This window comes from Bosea sp. ANAM02 (assembly GCF_011764485.1).
In the GTDB taxonomy this organism is placed as follows: Bacteria; Pseudomonadota; Alphaproteobacteria; order Rhizobiales; family Beijerinckiaceae; genus Allobosea.
Map to the genome: position 1 here is coordinate 3,494,688 of NZ_AP022848.1, position 15,514 is coordinate 3,510,201.

The 15,514-nt window shown below is 66.2% G+C and carries 14 protein-coding genes; 5 read left to right on the forward strand and 9 right to left on the reverse strand.

Features of this window, described 5'->3' with window-relative positions; genetic code table 11:
- Positions 1 to 150: 150 nt before the first annotated feature.
- Positions 151 to 2,061, reverse strand: a complete 1,911-nt coding sequence (locus OCUBac02_RS16780; RefSeq protein WP_173047205.1) for an ABCB family ABC transporter ATP-binding protein/permease — start codon at positions 2,059 to 2,061, stop codon at positions 151 to 153.
- Positions 2,062 to 2,237: 176 nt separating this feature from the next.
- Between OCUBac02_RS16780 and OCUBac02_RS16785 the strand changes: the two genes are divergently transcribed.
- Positions 2,238 to 2,576 carry a hypothetical protein gene (locus tag OCUBac02_RS16785; protein WP_047580287.1) on the forward strand — a complete coding sequence of 113 codons (339 nt, stop codon included), beginning with the start codon at positions 2,238 to 2,240 and terminating at the stop codon, positions 2,574 to 2,576.
- Between the two features lie 156 nt (positions 2,577 to 2,732).
- On the opposite strand, the gene cimA is transcribed toward OCUBac02_RS16785, so the two are convergent.
- From cimA to cysS, 3 genes are all read right to left on the reverse strand, one after another.
- Complete coding sequence (gene cimA / locus OCUBac02_RS16790) at positions 2,733 to 4,331, reverse strand: citramalate synthase (protein WP_173047207.1); 1,599 nt, start codon at positions 4,329 to 4,331, stop codon at positions 2,733 to 2,735.
- A gap of 103 nt (positions 4,332 to 4,434) precedes the next feature.
- Positions 4,435 to 4,986 carry an endonuclease domain-containing protein gene (locus tag OCUBac02_RS27570; RefSeq protein ID WP_173047209.1) on the reverse strand — a complete coding sequence of 184 codons (552 nt, stop codon included), beginning with the start codon at positions 4,984 to 4,986 and terminating at the stop codon, positions 4,435 to 4,437.
- Entirely contained in the window at positions 4,983 to 6,536 is a 1,554-nt protein-coding gene (cysS, locus tag OCUBac02_RS16800) for a cysteine--tRNA ligase (protein WP_173047211.1), read from the reverse strand. The genes OCUBac02_RS27570 and cysS overlap by 4 nt, the downstream gene beginning before the upstream one ends.
- Before the next feature lie 332 nt (positions 6,537 to 6,868).
- On the opposite strand from cysS, the gene OCUBac02_RS16805 reads away from it, so the two are divergent.
- Positions 6,869 to 7,198 (forward strand): hypothetical protein, encoded by a 330-nt coding sequence (locus OCUBac02_RS16805; RefSeq protein ID WP_173047214.1) that lies wholly within the window; start codon positions 6,869 to 6,871, stop codon positions 7,196 to 7,198.
- A 179-nt stretch (positions 7,199 to 7,377) separates the two neighbouring features.
- On the opposite strand, the gene OCUBac02_RS16810 is transcribed toward OCUBac02_RS16805, so the two are convergent.
- The 3 genes from OCUBac02_RS16810 to OCUBac02_RS16820 all read right to left on the reverse strand — a co-directional run bounded on the left by OCUBac02_RS16810 (position 7,378) and on the right by OCUBac02_RS16820 (position 9,617).
- Entirely contained in the window at positions 7,378 to 7,893 is a 516-nt protein-coding gene (locus tag OCUBac02_RS16810; protein WP_244638965.1) for a CreA family protein, read from the reverse strand.
- Between the two features lie 86 nt (positions 7,894 to 7,979).
- Positions 7,980 to 8,513, reverse strand: a complete 534-nt coding sequence (locus OCUBac02_RS16815) for a hypothetical protein (RefSeq protein ID WP_173047216.1) — start codon at positions 8,511 to 8,513, stop codon at positions 7,980 to 7,982.
- Positions 8,514 to 8,606: 93 nt separating this feature from the next.
- A complete protein-coding gene (locus OCUBac02_RS16820; RefSeq protein ID WP_173047218.1) occupies positions 8,607 to 9,617 on the reverse strand; it encodes a fumarylacetoacetate hydrolase family protein in 1,011 nt (336 codons plus the stop codon).
- 71 nt (positions 9,618 to 9,688) lie between these two features.
- Here OCUBac02_RS16820 and OCUBac02_RS16825 point away from each other — a divergent pair, with 71 nt between their 5' ends.
- Together OCUBac02_RS16825 and OCUBac02_RS16830 are read left to right on the forward strand one after the other, a co-directional pair.
- Positions 9,689 to 10,774, forward strand: a complete 1,086-nt coding sequence (locus OCUBac02_RS16825; RefSeq protein WP_047581134.1) for a TRAP transporter substrate-binding protein — start codon at positions 9,689 to 9,691, stop codon at positions 10,772 to 10,774.
- Positions 10,775 to 10,793: 19 nt separating this feature from the next.
- Entirely contained in the window at positions 10,794 to 11,291 is a 498-nt protein-coding gene (locus OCUBac02_RS16830) for a MarR family winged helix-turn-helix transcriptional regulator (RefSeq protein ID WP_173047220.1), read from the forward strand.
- Positions 11,292 to 11,497: 206 nt separating this feature from the next.
- Here the strand turns inward: OCUBac02_RS16830 and OCUBac02_RS16835 are convergent, their stop codons facing one another.
- Positions 11,498 to 12,448, reverse strand: coding sequence for a phosphoribosylaminoimidazolesuccinocarboxamide synthase (locus OCUBac02_RS16835; RefSeq protein WP_173047222.1), 951 nt, complete (start codon positions 12,446 to 12,448; stop codon positions 11,498 to 11,500).
- 267 nt (positions 12,449 to 12,715) lie between these two features.
- Here OCUBac02_RS16835 and OCUBac02_RS16840 point away from each other — a divergent pair, with 267 nt between their 5' ends.
- Positions 12,716 to 13,876, forward strand: a complete 1,161-nt coding sequence (locus tag OCUBac02_RS16840; RefSeq protein ID WP_173047224.1) for a DUF2865 domain-containing protein — start codon at positions 12,716 to 12,718, stop codon at positions 13,874 to 13,876.
- A 147-nt stretch (positions 13,877 to 14,023) separates the two neighbouring features.
- Here OCUBac02_RS16840 and gltX read toward each other — a convergent pair whose 3' ends face one another.
- Entirely contained in the window at positions 14,024 to 15,364 is a 1,341-nt protein-coding gene (gene gltX / locus OCUBac02_RS16845) for a glutamate--tRNA ligase (protein WP_173047226.1), read from the reverse strand.
- Positions 15,365 to 15,514 lie beyond the last annotated feature (150 nt).

The window sequence follows — 15,514 nt, forward strand, 5'->3', positions numbered from 1 at the left end:
GTTTTAAGCTGCGCCGAGGCAGGGGCCAGATGCCCTTACCGTCATGGTCGGGCTTGTCCCGGCCATCCACGTCTTCCTTCGGCGAAGGCGGTGTTCAAGGCGTGGATGCTCGCCACAAGGGCGAGCATGACGGCCTTCGACAGCCCTTCTTTACGACAGCGTCACCCTGACGCTCTCGCCCTCGGCCTCGGTCGCGCGCTGGAGCGTCGCCTTGGCCTCGTCGACCTCGCGCTGGCGGTTCCACATCGCGGCATAGACGCCGCCCGCCGCGAGGAGATCGCGATGGTGACCGCGCTCGACGATCCGGCCTTTGTCGAGCACGATGATCTCGTCGGCATTGACCACGGTCGATAGCCGGTGGGCGATGACCAGCGTGGTGCGGCCTTCGCTCACCCGGTCGAGCGCATCCTGGATCTCCTTCTCCGTGAAGGAATCGAGCGCCGAGGTCGCCTCATCGAGGACGAGCACCGGTGGGCCCTTCAGGATGGTGCGGGCGATGGCAACGCGCTGCTTCTCGCCGCCGGAGAGCTTCAGGCCGCGCTCGCCAACCGAGGTCGCGTAACCTTCCGGAAGCAGGCGGATGAAGCGGTCGATCTGGGCAAGGCGCGCGGCCTCCTCGACCTCGGCCATGGTCGCCTCGGGGCGGCCGTAAAGGATGTTGTACTCGATGGTGTCGTTGAACAGCACGGTATCCTGCGGGACCATGCCGATGGCGGCGCGCAGCGAAACCTGCTGGACATCGGCGATCGGCTGCCCGTCGATGAGGATGCGGCCTCCTTGCGGCTCGTAGAAGCGGAAGAGCAGGCGCGAGATCGTCGACTTGCCGGCGCCGGACGGACCCACGATCGCCACCGTCTGGCCGGGCAGCACCTTGAAAGAGACGCCGCGCAGGATCGGCCGCTCCGGCACATAGGCGAAATGTACGTCCTCGAAGACGACCTCTCCGGCCGGGACGACCAGGGGCTGCGCGCCGGGCTTGTCCTGAATCTCGGGGTCGCGACCGATCAGCGAGAACATCTGGGCGATATCGAGCGTCGCCTGCTTGATCTCGCGATAGACGGTGCCCATGAAGTTCAGCGGCAGGTAGAGCTGGATCAGCATCGCGTTGATCAGGATGAGGTCGCCGACCGTGTTGGTGCCGGCCTGGAAGCCACGCACCGCCATCACCATCGACAGCGTCAGCCCCACCGCGAAGATCGCGGCCTGGCCGAAATTGAGCCAGGCGAGCGAGGTGTAGGACTTGATCGAGTTGCGCTCGTAAAGCGCCATCGAACGGTCGTAGCGCGCGGTCTCGCGGGCCTCGGCGCCGAAATATTTCACTGTCTCGTAATTCAGCAGCGAATCGATCGCCTTGGCATTGGCGTCGGTGTCGGACTCGTTCATCGCGGTGCGGATGGCGATGCGCCACTCCGTCGCCTTGATGGTGTAGGTCATGTAGGCCGTGACCATGGTCACCAGCACGACGACATAGCGCCAGTCGAACAGATAGAGCAGCACCGCGATGATCAGCGTGACCTCGATGATCACCGGCACGAGCTGGTTGAGGCCGAGGCGGACCATCTCCTCGATGCCGTTGCGGCCGCGCTCCAGAACACGGGTGAGCCCGCCGGTCTTGCGCTCCAGATGGAAGCGCAGCGAGAGATGGTGAAGATGGCCGAAGGTCTGCAGCGCCAGCGTGCGCACCGCATGCATGAAGACCGGGGCGAAGATCGCGTCTCGCAACTGCACGAAGGCGGCCGCACCGACGCGGGCGAGCCCGTAGAGCATCGTCAGCGCCAGCGGCGCGCCGACCAGCCAGGGCAGCCATTTCTCGAGATTCGAATAGGAGCCCGCCAGCGCATCTGTCACCCATTTGAAGGTGAAGGGCACACCCATCAGCACGAGCCGTCCGCACAGCATCAGGGAGAAGGCGGCGACGACGCGGCCACGCAGGTCCGCTCGCTCGGCCGGCCAGAGATAGGGCCAGAGCGCACGGAAGGTGGCGAAGAAGCCGGCTCCGGGCTGGATGACGGCAGAGCGATGAAAGCTCGACGCCGGGGGCGGCGCAGACGGCGCGGACATTTTCAAACGATTCCAGTTGGCGCGTTCATATAGACGCAATCGCGCGCGGTTGCAGGGGAATGTCGTTGCGTGGAGAACATGGCTCGGGCTGCCCGAAAGCTGCCTTCCCACCGCCCCATCCCGGGTATCTCATCTCCGCCAGAGCGTCCGACGCTCGACATGGGGAAGGAAATATCATGAAGGCTCAACAGCTTGCGGTTTCCGGTGTCGGCATTGCCGTCGCACTCCTCCTCGCCCCGCCGGCCATGGCGCAGGGCTCCCGGCCGCATCCGCAGATCACGATCACCAACCAGCGCGCGGTGCCGCTGAGCAATTTCGCGATCGCGACGCCGGGCGATCAGCCGCGCCTCGTCGCGAAGCTCGCCAAGCCGCTGGCGCCGGGCAAGAGCGTCTCGCTCAGGCTCAACAAGCCGCAGGGCTGCGCCTACACCGTGCAGGCACGATTCGAGGACGAGGCCGAGAGCGACGCCGACATGGACCTGTGCAAGGATCGCGTGATCCGGCTGACGGAGTGAGGACCTAATATCTCCTCCGCCGTCATCCCGGACAAGCGGCGAAGCCGCGCCGATCCGGGATCCATTCCGGAGCGCTTCCGGCAAAGGTTCAGGCATGGATCCCGGGTCTGCGCTTCGCTCCGCCCGGGATGACCAGCGTTTTCGGTGGGAAGGTCCTCAAGCCGTCGCGCCGGCCTTCACCAGCTTGTAGGTGATCGAGTCGACCAGCGCCTGGAACGAGGCGTCGATGATGTTGGCGCTGACGCCGACCGTGGTCCAGCGCTCGCCGGTCTCGTCGCCGGACTCGATCAGCACGCGCGTCACCGCATCGGTGCCGCCCTGGAAAATGCGGACCTTGTAATCCACCAGCCGCAGACCGCCGATCAGCGACTGATAGCGGCCGAGATCCTTGCGCAGGGCGATATCGAGCGCGTTGACAGGGCCGGCATCGCCTTCCGCCGCCGAGATCAGCAGGTCGTCGCCGACCTTCACCTTCACGATCGCCTCGGAGAAGGTGACGAGCTCGCCCAGCGCATTGTAGCGGCGCTCGACATTCACGGCGAAGCGCTCGACTGCGAAATAATCCGGGACCTCGCCCAGGATGCGCTTGACCAGCAGGAAGAACGAGGCGTCGGCCCCCTCGAAGGCATAGCCCTGCGCCTCCTTGTCCTTGATCTCCGCGAGCACGCGGTTGAGGCGCGGATCGTCGCGGCCGAGGGTGACGCCGATGCGCTCCAGCTCGGCGACGAGGTTCGACTTGCCGCCCTGGTCGGAGATCAGGACTTTTCGGGTGTTGCCGGACGCTTCCGGCGCGACATGCTCGTAGGTGCGCGGGTCCTTCAGCACGGCCGAGGCATGGATGCCGGCCTTGGTGGCGAAGGCCGAGGCGCCGACGAAGGGCGCATGCCGGTTCGGGGCGCGGTTCAGCATCTCGTCGAGCGCGCGCGAGACATGGGTCAATTCGCCAAGCTGGTCCTCGCTGACGCCGAGCTCGAAACGGCCGCGATAGCGCTCCTTGAGCTTCAGCGCACCGATCAGCGTGACGAGATTGGCATTGCCGCAGCGTTCGCCGAGCCCGTTCAGCGTGCCCTGGATCTGGCGCGCGCCGGCCTCGATCGCGGCCAGCGAATTGGCGACGGCGCAGCCGCAATCGTCATGGGCGTGGATGCCGAGGTTGTCGCCGGGCACGGTCCTGGCGACCTCGCGCACGATCGCACCGATCTCGTCGGGCAACGTGCCGCCATTTGTGTCGCAGAGCACGACCCAGCGCGCGCCGGCCTCGTAGGCCGTGCGGGCGCAGGCGAGCGCGTAGTCGGGATTGGCCTTGTACCCGTCGAAGAAATGCTCGCAATCGAGCATCACCTCGCGGCCGGCGGCCTTCGCGGTTTCGACGCTCTCGCGGATGCCGGCGAGGTTCTCTTCCAGCGAGATCTCGAGCGCGACATGGACGTGATAGTCCCAGGCCTTGGCGACGAAGACGATGGTGTCGGCCTTCGCCTCCAGCAGCGCGGCGATGCCGGGGTCGTTGGCGGCCGAGCGCCCTGCCCGCTTGGTCATGCCGAAGGCGGCGAATTTCGCCTGCTTCGTCGCCTTCTGCTCGAAGAAGGCGGTATCCAGCGGGTTGGCGCCGGGATAACCGCCCTCGACATAATCGACGCCGAGACGATCGAGCAGGCTTGCTACCGCGCGCTTGTCGTCGAGCGAGAAATCGACGCCCGTGGTCTGGGCGCCGTCGCGCAGCGTCGTGTCGAAGAGATGGACGCGTGCCGCGCTCATCGCTCCCGCCTCAATTTGAAGCGGACGACGCGCGGCATGACCATCGCCAGCATGACCAGCTTGATGGCGAAGGAGAGCGAGCCCGCCGGGCGGATCTTCGGGCTCATCGTTTCACCTCATGAACAGCTTCATCGTCAATCGTCGCACCTTCGAGATCATGCCAAAGCGTGTCACGCACCTCATCCGGGCGCGTCAAGATGTCAGCATTCCAGAAACGGCGCACCCGGAAGCCCTGAGCTGTCAACCAAGCGTCGTGCTCGGCATCATAGGTGCTCTCGGCATGCTGGCCGCCATCAACCTCCACGATCAAGCGCTTCGCCGGACAGACGAAATCGGCAATGTATCGGCCGATCTGGACCTGCCGTCGGAATTTGAAGCCACTGAAGCGGCGATCACGCAGTAGAAGCCATAGCGTACGCTCGGCTTCCGTAGGTTCATGCCGCATCGCGCGGGCGCGCTCCTTCAACACCTCCTGCGCAGGCAGCCGCGTCTTCCCTTCTCCCCTTGCGGGAGAAGGTGGCTGCGAAGCAGACGGATGAGGGGTCGCACCGCCCTCCCCGGTTTGCAGTTCGGGAGAGCCAAAACCGGCAGCGTCGCGCGACCCCTCACCCCAACCCTCTCCCGCAAGGGGAGAGGGGGCTCGGTCGCGGTTCATCGCTTCACCTCCCAGGCCGTGGTCGGCTCGCCGGTGGCGGGATCCTTGCCATCCTTGAGCGCGATGCCCATCGCGGCAAGCTCGTCGCGGAGACGATCGGACTCGGCGAAGTTCCTGGCGCGGCGGGCTTCGAGGCGGGCGCGAATGAGCGTTTCCTGCTCTGGCGTCAGTTCGATGCGCGTGGGCAAAAGACCTAAGATGCCGAGACAGAACAACAGACGACGCCCCGCATCGTCATGCTCCTTCTGCTCGACGAAGCCGGAATAGCCAGGCCCGAACCCAAACGCGCCTACCTGTTCTTCGGGCGGCGCTTCACGATCGGCCCATTGGCCGAAATTAGATAGCGTGAACATCCTTGTCAGACACGCCGGGGTCGCAAGGTCGTCGCCAAGCATCTCCAGGAACGGCTCGTCCACAATGGCGTCTTCCGGCGCAATATCGGCAACTCGACGTTGGAGGCGGGCCAAGGTCTTCTCCGCCTCCTCCAGCGCCTTCACCGTCCAGTCGATCGGCTGACGGTAGTGCGTCTTGAGCATCGCAAGGCGCAACACCTCGCCCGGCCATTTACGGCCGCCGAAGACATCCGTTTCCAGCAGTTCGTTGATGGTGACGAAGTTGCCGAGGCTCTTCGACATCTTCTCGCCTTCGACCTGCAGGAAGCCGTTATGCATCCAGATATTGGCCATGAGCGGCTGCCCTTCCGCTCCGCCAAAGGCGCAGCAGGACTGGGTGATCTCGTTCTCGTGATGCGGGAAGACGAGGTCGATGCCGCCGCCATGGATGTCGAAGACGTTCTTCTCGGGATCGTCGCAGGCGAGACCGCCGCCGAACGGTGTCAGCAGCTTCGCCATCGACATGGCCGAGCATTCGATATGCCAGCCCGGGCGGCCGGGCGTGGCGATGCCGGCCGGTGACGGCCAGCCGGGATCGATGCCGTCACGGCTCGGCTTCCACAGCACGAAATCCATCGCGTCGCGCTTGTAGGGCGCGACGTCGACGCGGGCGCCGGCGAGCATCTCGTCGAGCGAGCGGCGGGCGAGCGTGCCGTATTTCGGCGCCTTCACCAGATGCGCGACGGCCGGGACGTGAAAGAGCACATGCTCCTCGGCGACATAGGCGACGCCGCGCGCGATCAGGCGCTCGATGATCGCCTTCATCTCCTCGATATGCTCGGTGGCGCGCGGCTCCGTCGTCGGGCGCAAGGTGCCGAGGGCGTCGATATCGGCGTGAAACTGCGCCGTCGTCGCCTCGGTGACCCTGGCGATCGCCTCGTTCAGCTTCAGGCCGGGATAGTCACGCGCCGCGCGGGCGTTGATCTTGTCGTCCACGTCGGTGAGGTTGCGGGCATAGGTGACGTGATCGGCGCCGTAGATATGGCGCAGCAGCCGGTAGAGCACGTCGAAGACGATAACCGGGCGGGCATTGCCGATATGGGCGTAGTCGTAGACCGTCGGGCCGCAGACATACATGCGGACATTCGACGGATCGATCGGCGCGAAGTCCTGCTTCGTCCGCGTCAGCGTGTTGTAGAGCCTCAGGGTCGGCGACATCGGGGCTAAATCCTGGAACGAAACAGACGACAGAATACGAAAGGGCGACCTGGCCGCTGGCCGGGGGCGCTTTTGTCGGTTCGTTTTTCAGGACGAGGACGTGAGCAGCCGGCCAGCGAAAGCTAGCGGCAAATAATGCGGGGGCTGTTGATGGCGGCTCGCGTCATGGCCGGACCTGATTGCCTTTCCGCGGGCTTTCCGTCAAGAGGGCGTCCGGTTGCTGCAATGCAGCATCGCCTCGAGATTGCCGCGGTTCATTCAAATTTAACCGACCGGAACCATCCTTCCGATTCGCGGGTTCTGCGCCTGCAACCCATCAGGAACCCATATTCATGCGCCGCGCCGTGGCCTTCGTCGGATTGCTCGGGATCGTTGCCGGCGGCGTCTCGCTGTCGATCATTCCCCCCAGCCACACAGCCGCAGCCGCAAACGAGCCGCGCACCTTCCTGATCCCGGCCAGCGACGGCTACGGCGTCGCCGACTGCATCTCGTCCAAGGCCGAATGCGGCAAGATCGTCGCCAATGCCTGGTGCGAGTCGCAGGGCTTCGGCAAGGCGGTCGCCTTCGGCGTCGCCGCCCGCGAGGACTTCACCGGCTCGGTGACGAAGCAGAGCCCGGCCCAGGCGGCCGAACAGCCGCTCAGCATCACCTGCGGCGAGTAAGACAAGCTCATAATCTACCGAGCCCTCATCCTGAGGAGCGCTCCGCAGGAGCGCGTCTCGAAGGATGCTTCAGGAGGCTCCAGAGATAACTGGAACATCCTTCGAGACGCAGTCTTCGGCTGCTCCTCAGGATGAGGGCTGGTATGTTCCAAGCCCCGTTTCGTGGCGAGCGCCCGGCCTCAGCGAATCCATTCCGCGCATTTCGGCGGCTCGCCAGACGCGCCCCAGGGCATGATCGGCACGGTCGAGGTCGAGTTCTGCGGCGAGCCGTCGATCAGCTTGTCGGTATAGACGAGATAGACCAGCACGTTGCGCTTGGCGTCGCAGCCGCGCACGATCTGCATCTTCTTCCAGATCAGCGAACGACGCTCGCGGAAGACGACATCGCCCTGGTCGGCCTTTTCCTTGAACTTGATCGGGCCGATCTGGCGGCAGGCGAGCGAGACCTCGGAGACCTCCTCGGCCAGCCCGAACATGCCGGAAACGCCGCCCTTCTCCGGAACGGTGTAGTGGCAGGCGACACCCTCGACGATCGGATCGTCGACGCCGTAGACGGCGAGCTTGTCGTTCGGCGTGAGCATCTTCCAGACGGTCGACTTCCTGAAGATCAGGTCTTCCTGCGCCGAGGCCGGCGACAGCATCATTCCCGACAGGGTGAGGGCCAGCGCGGCCAGGACCCAACGACGAAGCAGCATTCCCATTCTCCAGGCGCGTTCCAGCTAGGCGCCGGTCAGGATATGGGAAGCCGCACGGCGGTGCACCAGAGCTCGAAACGCAGCATTCAACCCGCCAGCGGCTTGAAGACGAGATAGGCCGCGGCGAGCGCGCCGATGACGCCGAGCGCGAAAAGAACGAGTTTCAGCCGGGTCATGGTGCTGGCGAAGGCGACATTGCCGCCATCGACCTGCGGGTAGCGATCGAGCAGCCGCGCCAGCGCGAAATTCTCGGCGACATCGCAGAGCCCTCCGAGCAGCCAGCCGCCGCCGCAGAGCGCCGCGACCCACCAGGGCTGGCCGCGCATGGCAAGGCCGGCGACGATCAGCGCGCCGACGATCGCGTAGGTGAAGGCGCAGGCGACATCGGCCGGCAGCACGCGGTTGCGGTAGCGGGCGCGCTTGTCCTCACCGTAGAGCGTGAACAGCTTCTCGACATCGGCGATAGAGTAGCCGTCCCAGTCGCCCTCCAGCATGCGCGGCACGCCCTGCCGGTTCGACCAGAGGCCGACCGCCCAGAACAGCACCACCACCAGAACCGGCCCCCAGATGAAGAAGGCCAGCGGAATGGCAGCGGAATAGAACGGCACGGTCTCGGTCATGGCGTCTCGGCTCTCGCGTCTCGCATCGGCGCTGTTGGCATGAGGTTATCCGGCCGCCCGGCTGCCGCCAAGACGGGGCTGCCGGGATGTCGATCAACCCAGCGGCAGAATTTCCTGCTCGATCGCGCCGAAGATCGAATGCCCGGCGGCGTCCTTCATCTCGATGCGGACGGTGTCGCCGAACCGCAGGAACGGCGTCTTCGGCCCGCCCTGCCGGATCGTCTCGACCATGCGCTGTTCGGCGATGCAGGCATAACCCTGCCCGCCTTCCGCCACCGGTCGGCCAGGGCCGCCATCGGCATCGCGATTCGAGACCGTGCCGGCGCCGACGATGGTGCCGGCCGAGAGGCAACGCGTCGCGGCGGCATGGGCGATCAGCGTGCCGAAGTCGAAGGTCATGTCGGTGCCTGCATCGGGCTTGCCGAAGAGCGTGCCGTTGACCTGCGCCAGCAGCGGCAGATGCAAGCGGCCGTCGCGCCAGGCGTTGCCCAGTTCGTCCGGCGTCGCCGCGACCGGCGAGTAGGCCGAGGCGGGCTTCGACTGAACGAAACCAAAGCCTTTCGCCAATTCGTCGGGAATCCGATTCCGCAGGCTCACGTCGTTGACGAGCATGACGAGGCGGATCGCTCCCAGCGCCTCCTCGCGGCTCGCGCCCATCGGCACGTCGCCGGTGACGACCGCGATCTCGGCCTCGAAATCGATGCCGTCCTCCTCGCTGCGGGCCTGCACGGCCTGGCGCGGGCCGAGCGAGGCGTCGCTGCCGCCCTGGTACATCAGCGGATCGGTCCAGAAGCTCTCCGGCATGGTGGCGCCGCGCGCCTTCCGGACGAGATCGACATGGTTCACATAGGCCGAGCCGTCGAGCCATTGATAAGCGCGCGGCAGGGGCGCGGCGCAGTCATGCTCGTGAAAGCGGAAGGACGGGACCGAGCCGTGCTCCAGTCCCTCGGCGAGATCGGCGAGGCGCGGCGCATTCCGCTCCCAGTCGTCGAGTGCGGCCTGCAGCGTCGGCACCACCGGAAAGGCGTCGGTGGCGCGGGTCAGGTCCCGCGAGACGACGACGAGACGGCCGTCACGGCCATGCGCGAGCGAGGCGAGCTTCATGTCTTTTCATTCCTTCCCGGACGCGCCAATAAGGGCATAAAGGGCATAACGAGCCCTCGGGAGGAAACCATATGGAACGTCGCAGCTTTTTGAAATCGGGGGCACTGGCCGCCGCCGCGACGACCGTCGCGATGCCGGCGATCGCGCAGTCGCAGCCCGAGGTGAAATGGCGCCTGACGTCGAGCTTCCCGAAGTCGCTCGACACGATCTTCGGCACGGCCCAGCAGTTCTCGAAGCTCGTCTCCGAAGCGACGGACGGCAAGTTCGAAATCCAGGTCTTCGCCCCCGGCGAGATCGTGCCCGGCCTGCAGGCGCTCGATGCGGTCTCCTCCGGCACGGTCGAATGCGCGCATTCGCCGACCTATTTCTACATCGGCAAGGACCCGACGCTCGGTCTGGGCACCGGCATCCCCTTCGGGCTCAATGCCCGCCAGCAGCATAGCTGGTGGTATTTCGGCGGCGGCGAGCAGATCGTGAACGGCGTGCTCGACCGCTTCAACGCCTATTCCATCCCCTGCGGCAATTCCGGCTGCCAGATGGGCGGCTTCTTCCGCAACGAACTGAAGAGCATCGACGACCTCAAGGGCCTGAAGTTCCGCATCGGCGGCATGGGCGGGGCGGTGCTGGCCAAGCTCGGCGTGGTGCCGACCCAGATCGCGCCCGGCGACGTCTATCCGGCGCTGGAGCGCGGCGCGATCGACGCGGCCGAGTTCGTCGGCCCCTATGACGACGAGAAGCTCGGCTTCATCCGCGTCGCCAAGTACTACTACTACCCCGGCTGGTGGGAGGGCGGCGCCATGCTGCACCTGATCATCGGCAAGGACGCCTGGAACAAGCTGCCGAAGCACTATCAGGCGATCGTCCAGAACGCCTGCGAGGCGGCCAACAACTGGATGCTGGCCAAGTACGACTTCGTGAATCCGGGCGGCCTGCGCCGCCTGGTGGCACAGGGCGCTCAGCTCAAGGCCTTCCCGCTGCCGGTGATGGAAGCGGCGCTGAAGGCGGCCGAGGAGTACTATGCCGAGACCAGCGCCAAGAGCCCTGACTTCAAGAAAGGCTATGATTCGATGGTCGCCTTCCGCGGCGAGAACCTGCTCTGGTGGCAGATCGCGGAACTGTCCTACGACTCGTTCATGAACCGGCTGAAGGCGCGCTGAGACGCGCCAGGGCACCGACATGACGAAGAAGCCAGCCGCCGATGCGGAAGACCAGGCGCTCCATCTGGAGCGCTTCCTGCCCTACCGCCTGAATGTCGTCGGCACGCTCGGCGGCCGCGCGCTCGGCCGCATCTATGGCGAGCATTTCGGCATCGGCATCCCGGAATGGCGGGTGGTGGCGCAGCTCGGCGAGTTCGGCAAGCTGACCTCGCGCGACATCGGCGAGCTCGCCCAGATGCACAAGACCAAGGTCTCGCGCGCGGTCGGCGAGCTTGAGAAGCGCGGCCTCGTCTCGCGCGCCGAGAACCGGCAGGACCGGCGCGAATCCTTCGTCGCGCTGACGCCGGCGGGCAAGCGCATCTACGATCAGATCGTGCCGCTGGCGCTCGGCTTCGAGGCGCGCTGGATCGAGGGCATCGCGCCCGACGAGCTCAAGGTGTTCGAGCGCGTGCTCTCGACCCTGACCGAGCGCGGCCGGCACCTGGCGGGGAATTATCGCGAGGAGGACGGGGCTTAAAGCCAGAAATCCCGAACTGGAACCGCTCCGTCTTTCCGGGGCGGCCCGCAGGGCCGAGCCCGGAATCCAGAACCGATGCCGCTCGCCATGAACCTGATCATTGCCGCGCCTTTCATGATCAAAGGCATCGGTTCTGGATTCCGGGCTCATCGCTGACGCGATGCCCCGGAATGACGGCGTAGCTCGGCGTCGCCGCTGGAATACCCTTAGACATACCGCGCCAGATTGCGCCGGATGCGCTCAGCCGGGTCCTCGCCCTTCGGAGGGTAGGCGAAAGCGGTGCCGGTGATCGCCTCATAGGCCCGGACATAGACCGAAGAGGTCTGGTCGATCAGCTCCTGCGGGATCGGCGGCAGGTCCTGCGTATAGGGATCGCAGCGCGCCACGACCCAGTTGCGCACGAAATCCTTGTCGAAAGATTCGGGCTTATCGCCGGCGGCGAAGCGCTCGGGATAGCTTTCGGCGAACCAGTAGCGGCTCGAATCCGGCGTATGAATCTCGTCGGCCAGCACGATATTGCCCTCGGCATCGGTGCCGAACTCGTACTTGGTATCGGCGAGGATCAGGCCGCGCTCGCGGGCGAGCTTCTGGCCGCGGGCGAAAAGCGCCAGCGCATAGGCCGAGACCTCGTCCCATTGCTTCTGCGTCAGCAACCCCTCCGCGACGATCTGCTTGGCGGAGAGCGGCTCGTCATGGCCGCCGTCGAAGGCCTTGCTGGTCGGGGTGATGATCGCCTGCGGCAGCGCCTCGTTGTCGCGCAGGCCGTCCGGCAGCGTTAAGCCGTACATCTCGCGCCGGCCCTGCTTGTACATCGTCAGGATCGAGGTGCCGGTCGTGCCGGCGAGATAACCGCGCACCACCATCTCGACGGGCAGTATCTCCAGCCGCCTGCCGACGACGACGTTCGGATCGGGATAGTCGAGGACATGGTTGGGACAGATATCGGCGGTCTGCTCGAACCAGTAGCGCGCGGTCTGCGTCAGCACCTGGCCTTTCAGCGGAATCGAGGCGATCGCCCGGTCGAAAGCCGAGAGCCGGTCGGTCGAGATCAGGATGCGCCGGTTGTCGGGCAGGTCGTAGTTCTCGCGGACCTTACCGCGATAGTAGTTCGGCAGTTCCGGGATGACGGCTTCGTGAAGAGGCAGATAGTCGGACATGGGCGGGGCTTGCCTCATTGGCGCTGCACGGAAGGCCGGCGCGGGCGGACCGCTGCCGCAGGTCTTCTAACCAGAACCGAAGTTTTCCACCACCGGCGCCGCGCATGCGTCCCCGGATTGCTGCGCCTGTCCGAATATGGCATGCGAGGCCCTCGCGATGGAGCGTCCCCGCGACCTATCTGGCGAGGCTCCGCTCCTTAGTTCCGTCGTGTTTGGCGGGTGTTCTAGACCACAGTTCCCGAACAGGGCCGGTCCGCCGGCTCGACCATGGATGACGTGACCCGACCTGCGATGATGCTGCGACTGTCCAGACGCTTCGGCATGGCCCTTCTGATGCTGGCGGCCCTCGGCGGAACCGCGCTCGCGCAGTCGGCGTCCTGCAATGCCTGGCGCGCCGAGCTTGAAAGCCTGCAGGGCCGCGGCGGCGGCGATCCGCGCGCGGCGCAGGCTGCTCGCCGGGTCGGGGCACAGCTCGCGCAACTGAGCAACCAGTATCGCGCCATGGGCTGCGATCGCGGCTTCAGCTTCTTCGATTCGCCGCCGCCGCAATGCAATTTCATCCGCCAGCAGCTCGGCCAGTTGAAGAACCAGTACGGCGCGCTGCAGAGCCAGGCGGAGGGCGGCGGCATCGAGCAGCGCCGCGCCCAGCTCGCCGCCGCGATCAACAACAACTGCCGGGCGCAGCCGCGCGGCTTCTTCGACACGATCTTCGGACGCGATCCCGGCCCCGGCGAGATCGATTCGACCCTGCCGGAGCTCGATCCCGAGCAGCCGACCGAACCGGCCAAGCCGCGTCTCGGCGGCCCGCAGACAGTCTGCGTGCGCACCTGCGACGGCTATTTCTTCCCGCTCTCGAACAATACCGGCAATGGCGACGAGATGTGCCAGGCGCTGTGCCCGGGCACCGAGACCCTGGCCTATGGCATGAGCGCCGGCGGCGACATCCAGAACGCCGCCTCGCGCGCGACCGGCCAGCCCTATTCCTCGCTGGCCAATGCCGGCAAATACACCCGCAGCTTCGACGCCGCCTGCACCTGCCGCGGCCAGGGGCAGAGCTGGTCGGCCGCCCTCAGGGATGCCGAATATCTGCTCGACAAGCGCAAGGGCGACGTCATCCTCAGCGAGCAGCGCGCGGCCGAATTGTCGCGGCCGAAGGCCGATCCCAAGCGCAAGGGCGCTCCCGCAGCCCAGCCCGCGGCGGCGCCTGTTCCGGCCGTGGCAGACGAAAAGCCGATGCCCTCGGAGGATTCGCCGACAGCCGGCACCGAATCCGCCGGCGTCGGCCCGGACACGGTCGGCGAGAAGGTGCTCGACAAGAAGGACGGGCTGAAGAGCGAATCGCGCAGCGCCACCGGCGAGCGCCGAACCGTGCGGATCGTCGCGCCCAATCTCGCGCCCAACCTGAGCCCGCAGGTCGCTCGTCCCTGAGCGGGACCAGCTTTCACCCACTATTCGCCATGAGCGGACTTGCCGGGGCCAGCTACGTCAGCGTCGATGTGGAGCGGTGTCGGAGACGTGGATGCTCGCCACAAGGGCGAGCATGACGGGAGCTGAACCCCAGCGGGGCCGGTGAGTTCAGGCGCTCCCGCCAGCCAACCGCTTCAGCGTCTTTTCCCGCCCGATCAGCGGCAGCAGCGCAGCCAGTTCCGGCCCGTGGTCGAGCCCGGTCAGGGCCTGGCGCAGCGGCATGAACAGCGCCTTGCCCCTGGCGCCGGTTGCGGCCGAGACGGCCTGCGTCCAGTTCTTCCAGGTCGTAGCGTCGAAGGGCGCCGCCGGCAGCAACCCGGCCGCCTTCACGGCAAAATCCCGATCGGCGATTACCGGCTCGATCGGCCCGTGTACGACGCGCCACCACTGGGCGGCCTCGTCGAGCTTCGCGAGATTGCCGCGCACGGCCTGCCAGAACGCCTCTTCGGCGGCGATGCCGAGCGCGTTAAGACGGTGCTCGACCGCCGCCAGCGGCAATTGATGCAGCGTGCGGGCGCTCAGCGTCTCCAGCTCGTGCTCGTCGAACTTGGCCGGGGCACGCGAGACATGGTCGAGCTCGACAAGGCCTGCGAGCTCGTCGAGGCTCGCGACCGGGCGCACGGCGTCCGACGTGCCGACCAGCGTCGCCAGCGTCGCCACGGCCAGTGCCTCGACGCCCGTCTCGCGCAGGCCGCGCAAGGAGAGATGGCCGAGGCGCTTGGACAACCCCTCGCCGCTCGCGGTGGTCAGCAGGTTGTGGTGGCCGAAGGTTGGCAGGCTCGCACCGAGCGCCTCGAAGATCTGGGCCTGGACCGCGGTGTTGGTAACGTGGTCCTCGCCACGGATGACATGGGTCACGCCGGTCTCGATATCGTCGACGACGGAAGGCAGCGTGTAGAGATAGCTGCCATCCTCGCGAACCAGGACCGGGTCCGATAGCGAGGCGCAATCGACATGGGAGGGGCCGCGCACCAGATCGTCCCAGGCGACCTCGCGCGGCTCCAGCAGGAAGCGCCAATGAGGCTTGCGCCCCTCCGCCGCAAAGGCCGCCTTCTGCTCATCGGTGAGCTTCAGCGCGGCGCGGTCATAGATCGGCGGCAGCCCGCGGGCGAGCTGGCGCTTGCGGCGGCGGTCGAGCTCGTCGGCCGTCTCGTAGCAGGCATAGAGCCGCCCTGCCCCACGCAGCCTGTCGGCGGCGGCGTCATAGATCGCCAACCGTTCGGATTGCTTGATCACCTGATCGGGCTCGATGCCAAGCCAGCCCAGGTCCTCGGCGATGGCATCGGCATATTCCACTTTCGAGCGGGCGATGTCGGTATCGTCGTAGCGCAACAGGAAGCGGCCGCCGTGCCGGCGGGCGAAGAGCCAGTTGAACAGCGCCGGCCGGGCGTTGCCGATATGCAGGTAGCCGGTGGGCGACGGCGCGAAGCGAACCAAGGGTGAGGTCATGGCCGGCTTATGGCGCGTTTGCCGGCAGGCGACAATCCGGCGGTTCGGTGGAATACCGCATCGTTAACCCCGCATTAGGGTTACCAAGGCATGAATTGTCCTCAGAGCACGGCAAAACGGGTGGATCCGGACCGCTGCTCGGGGAGATCA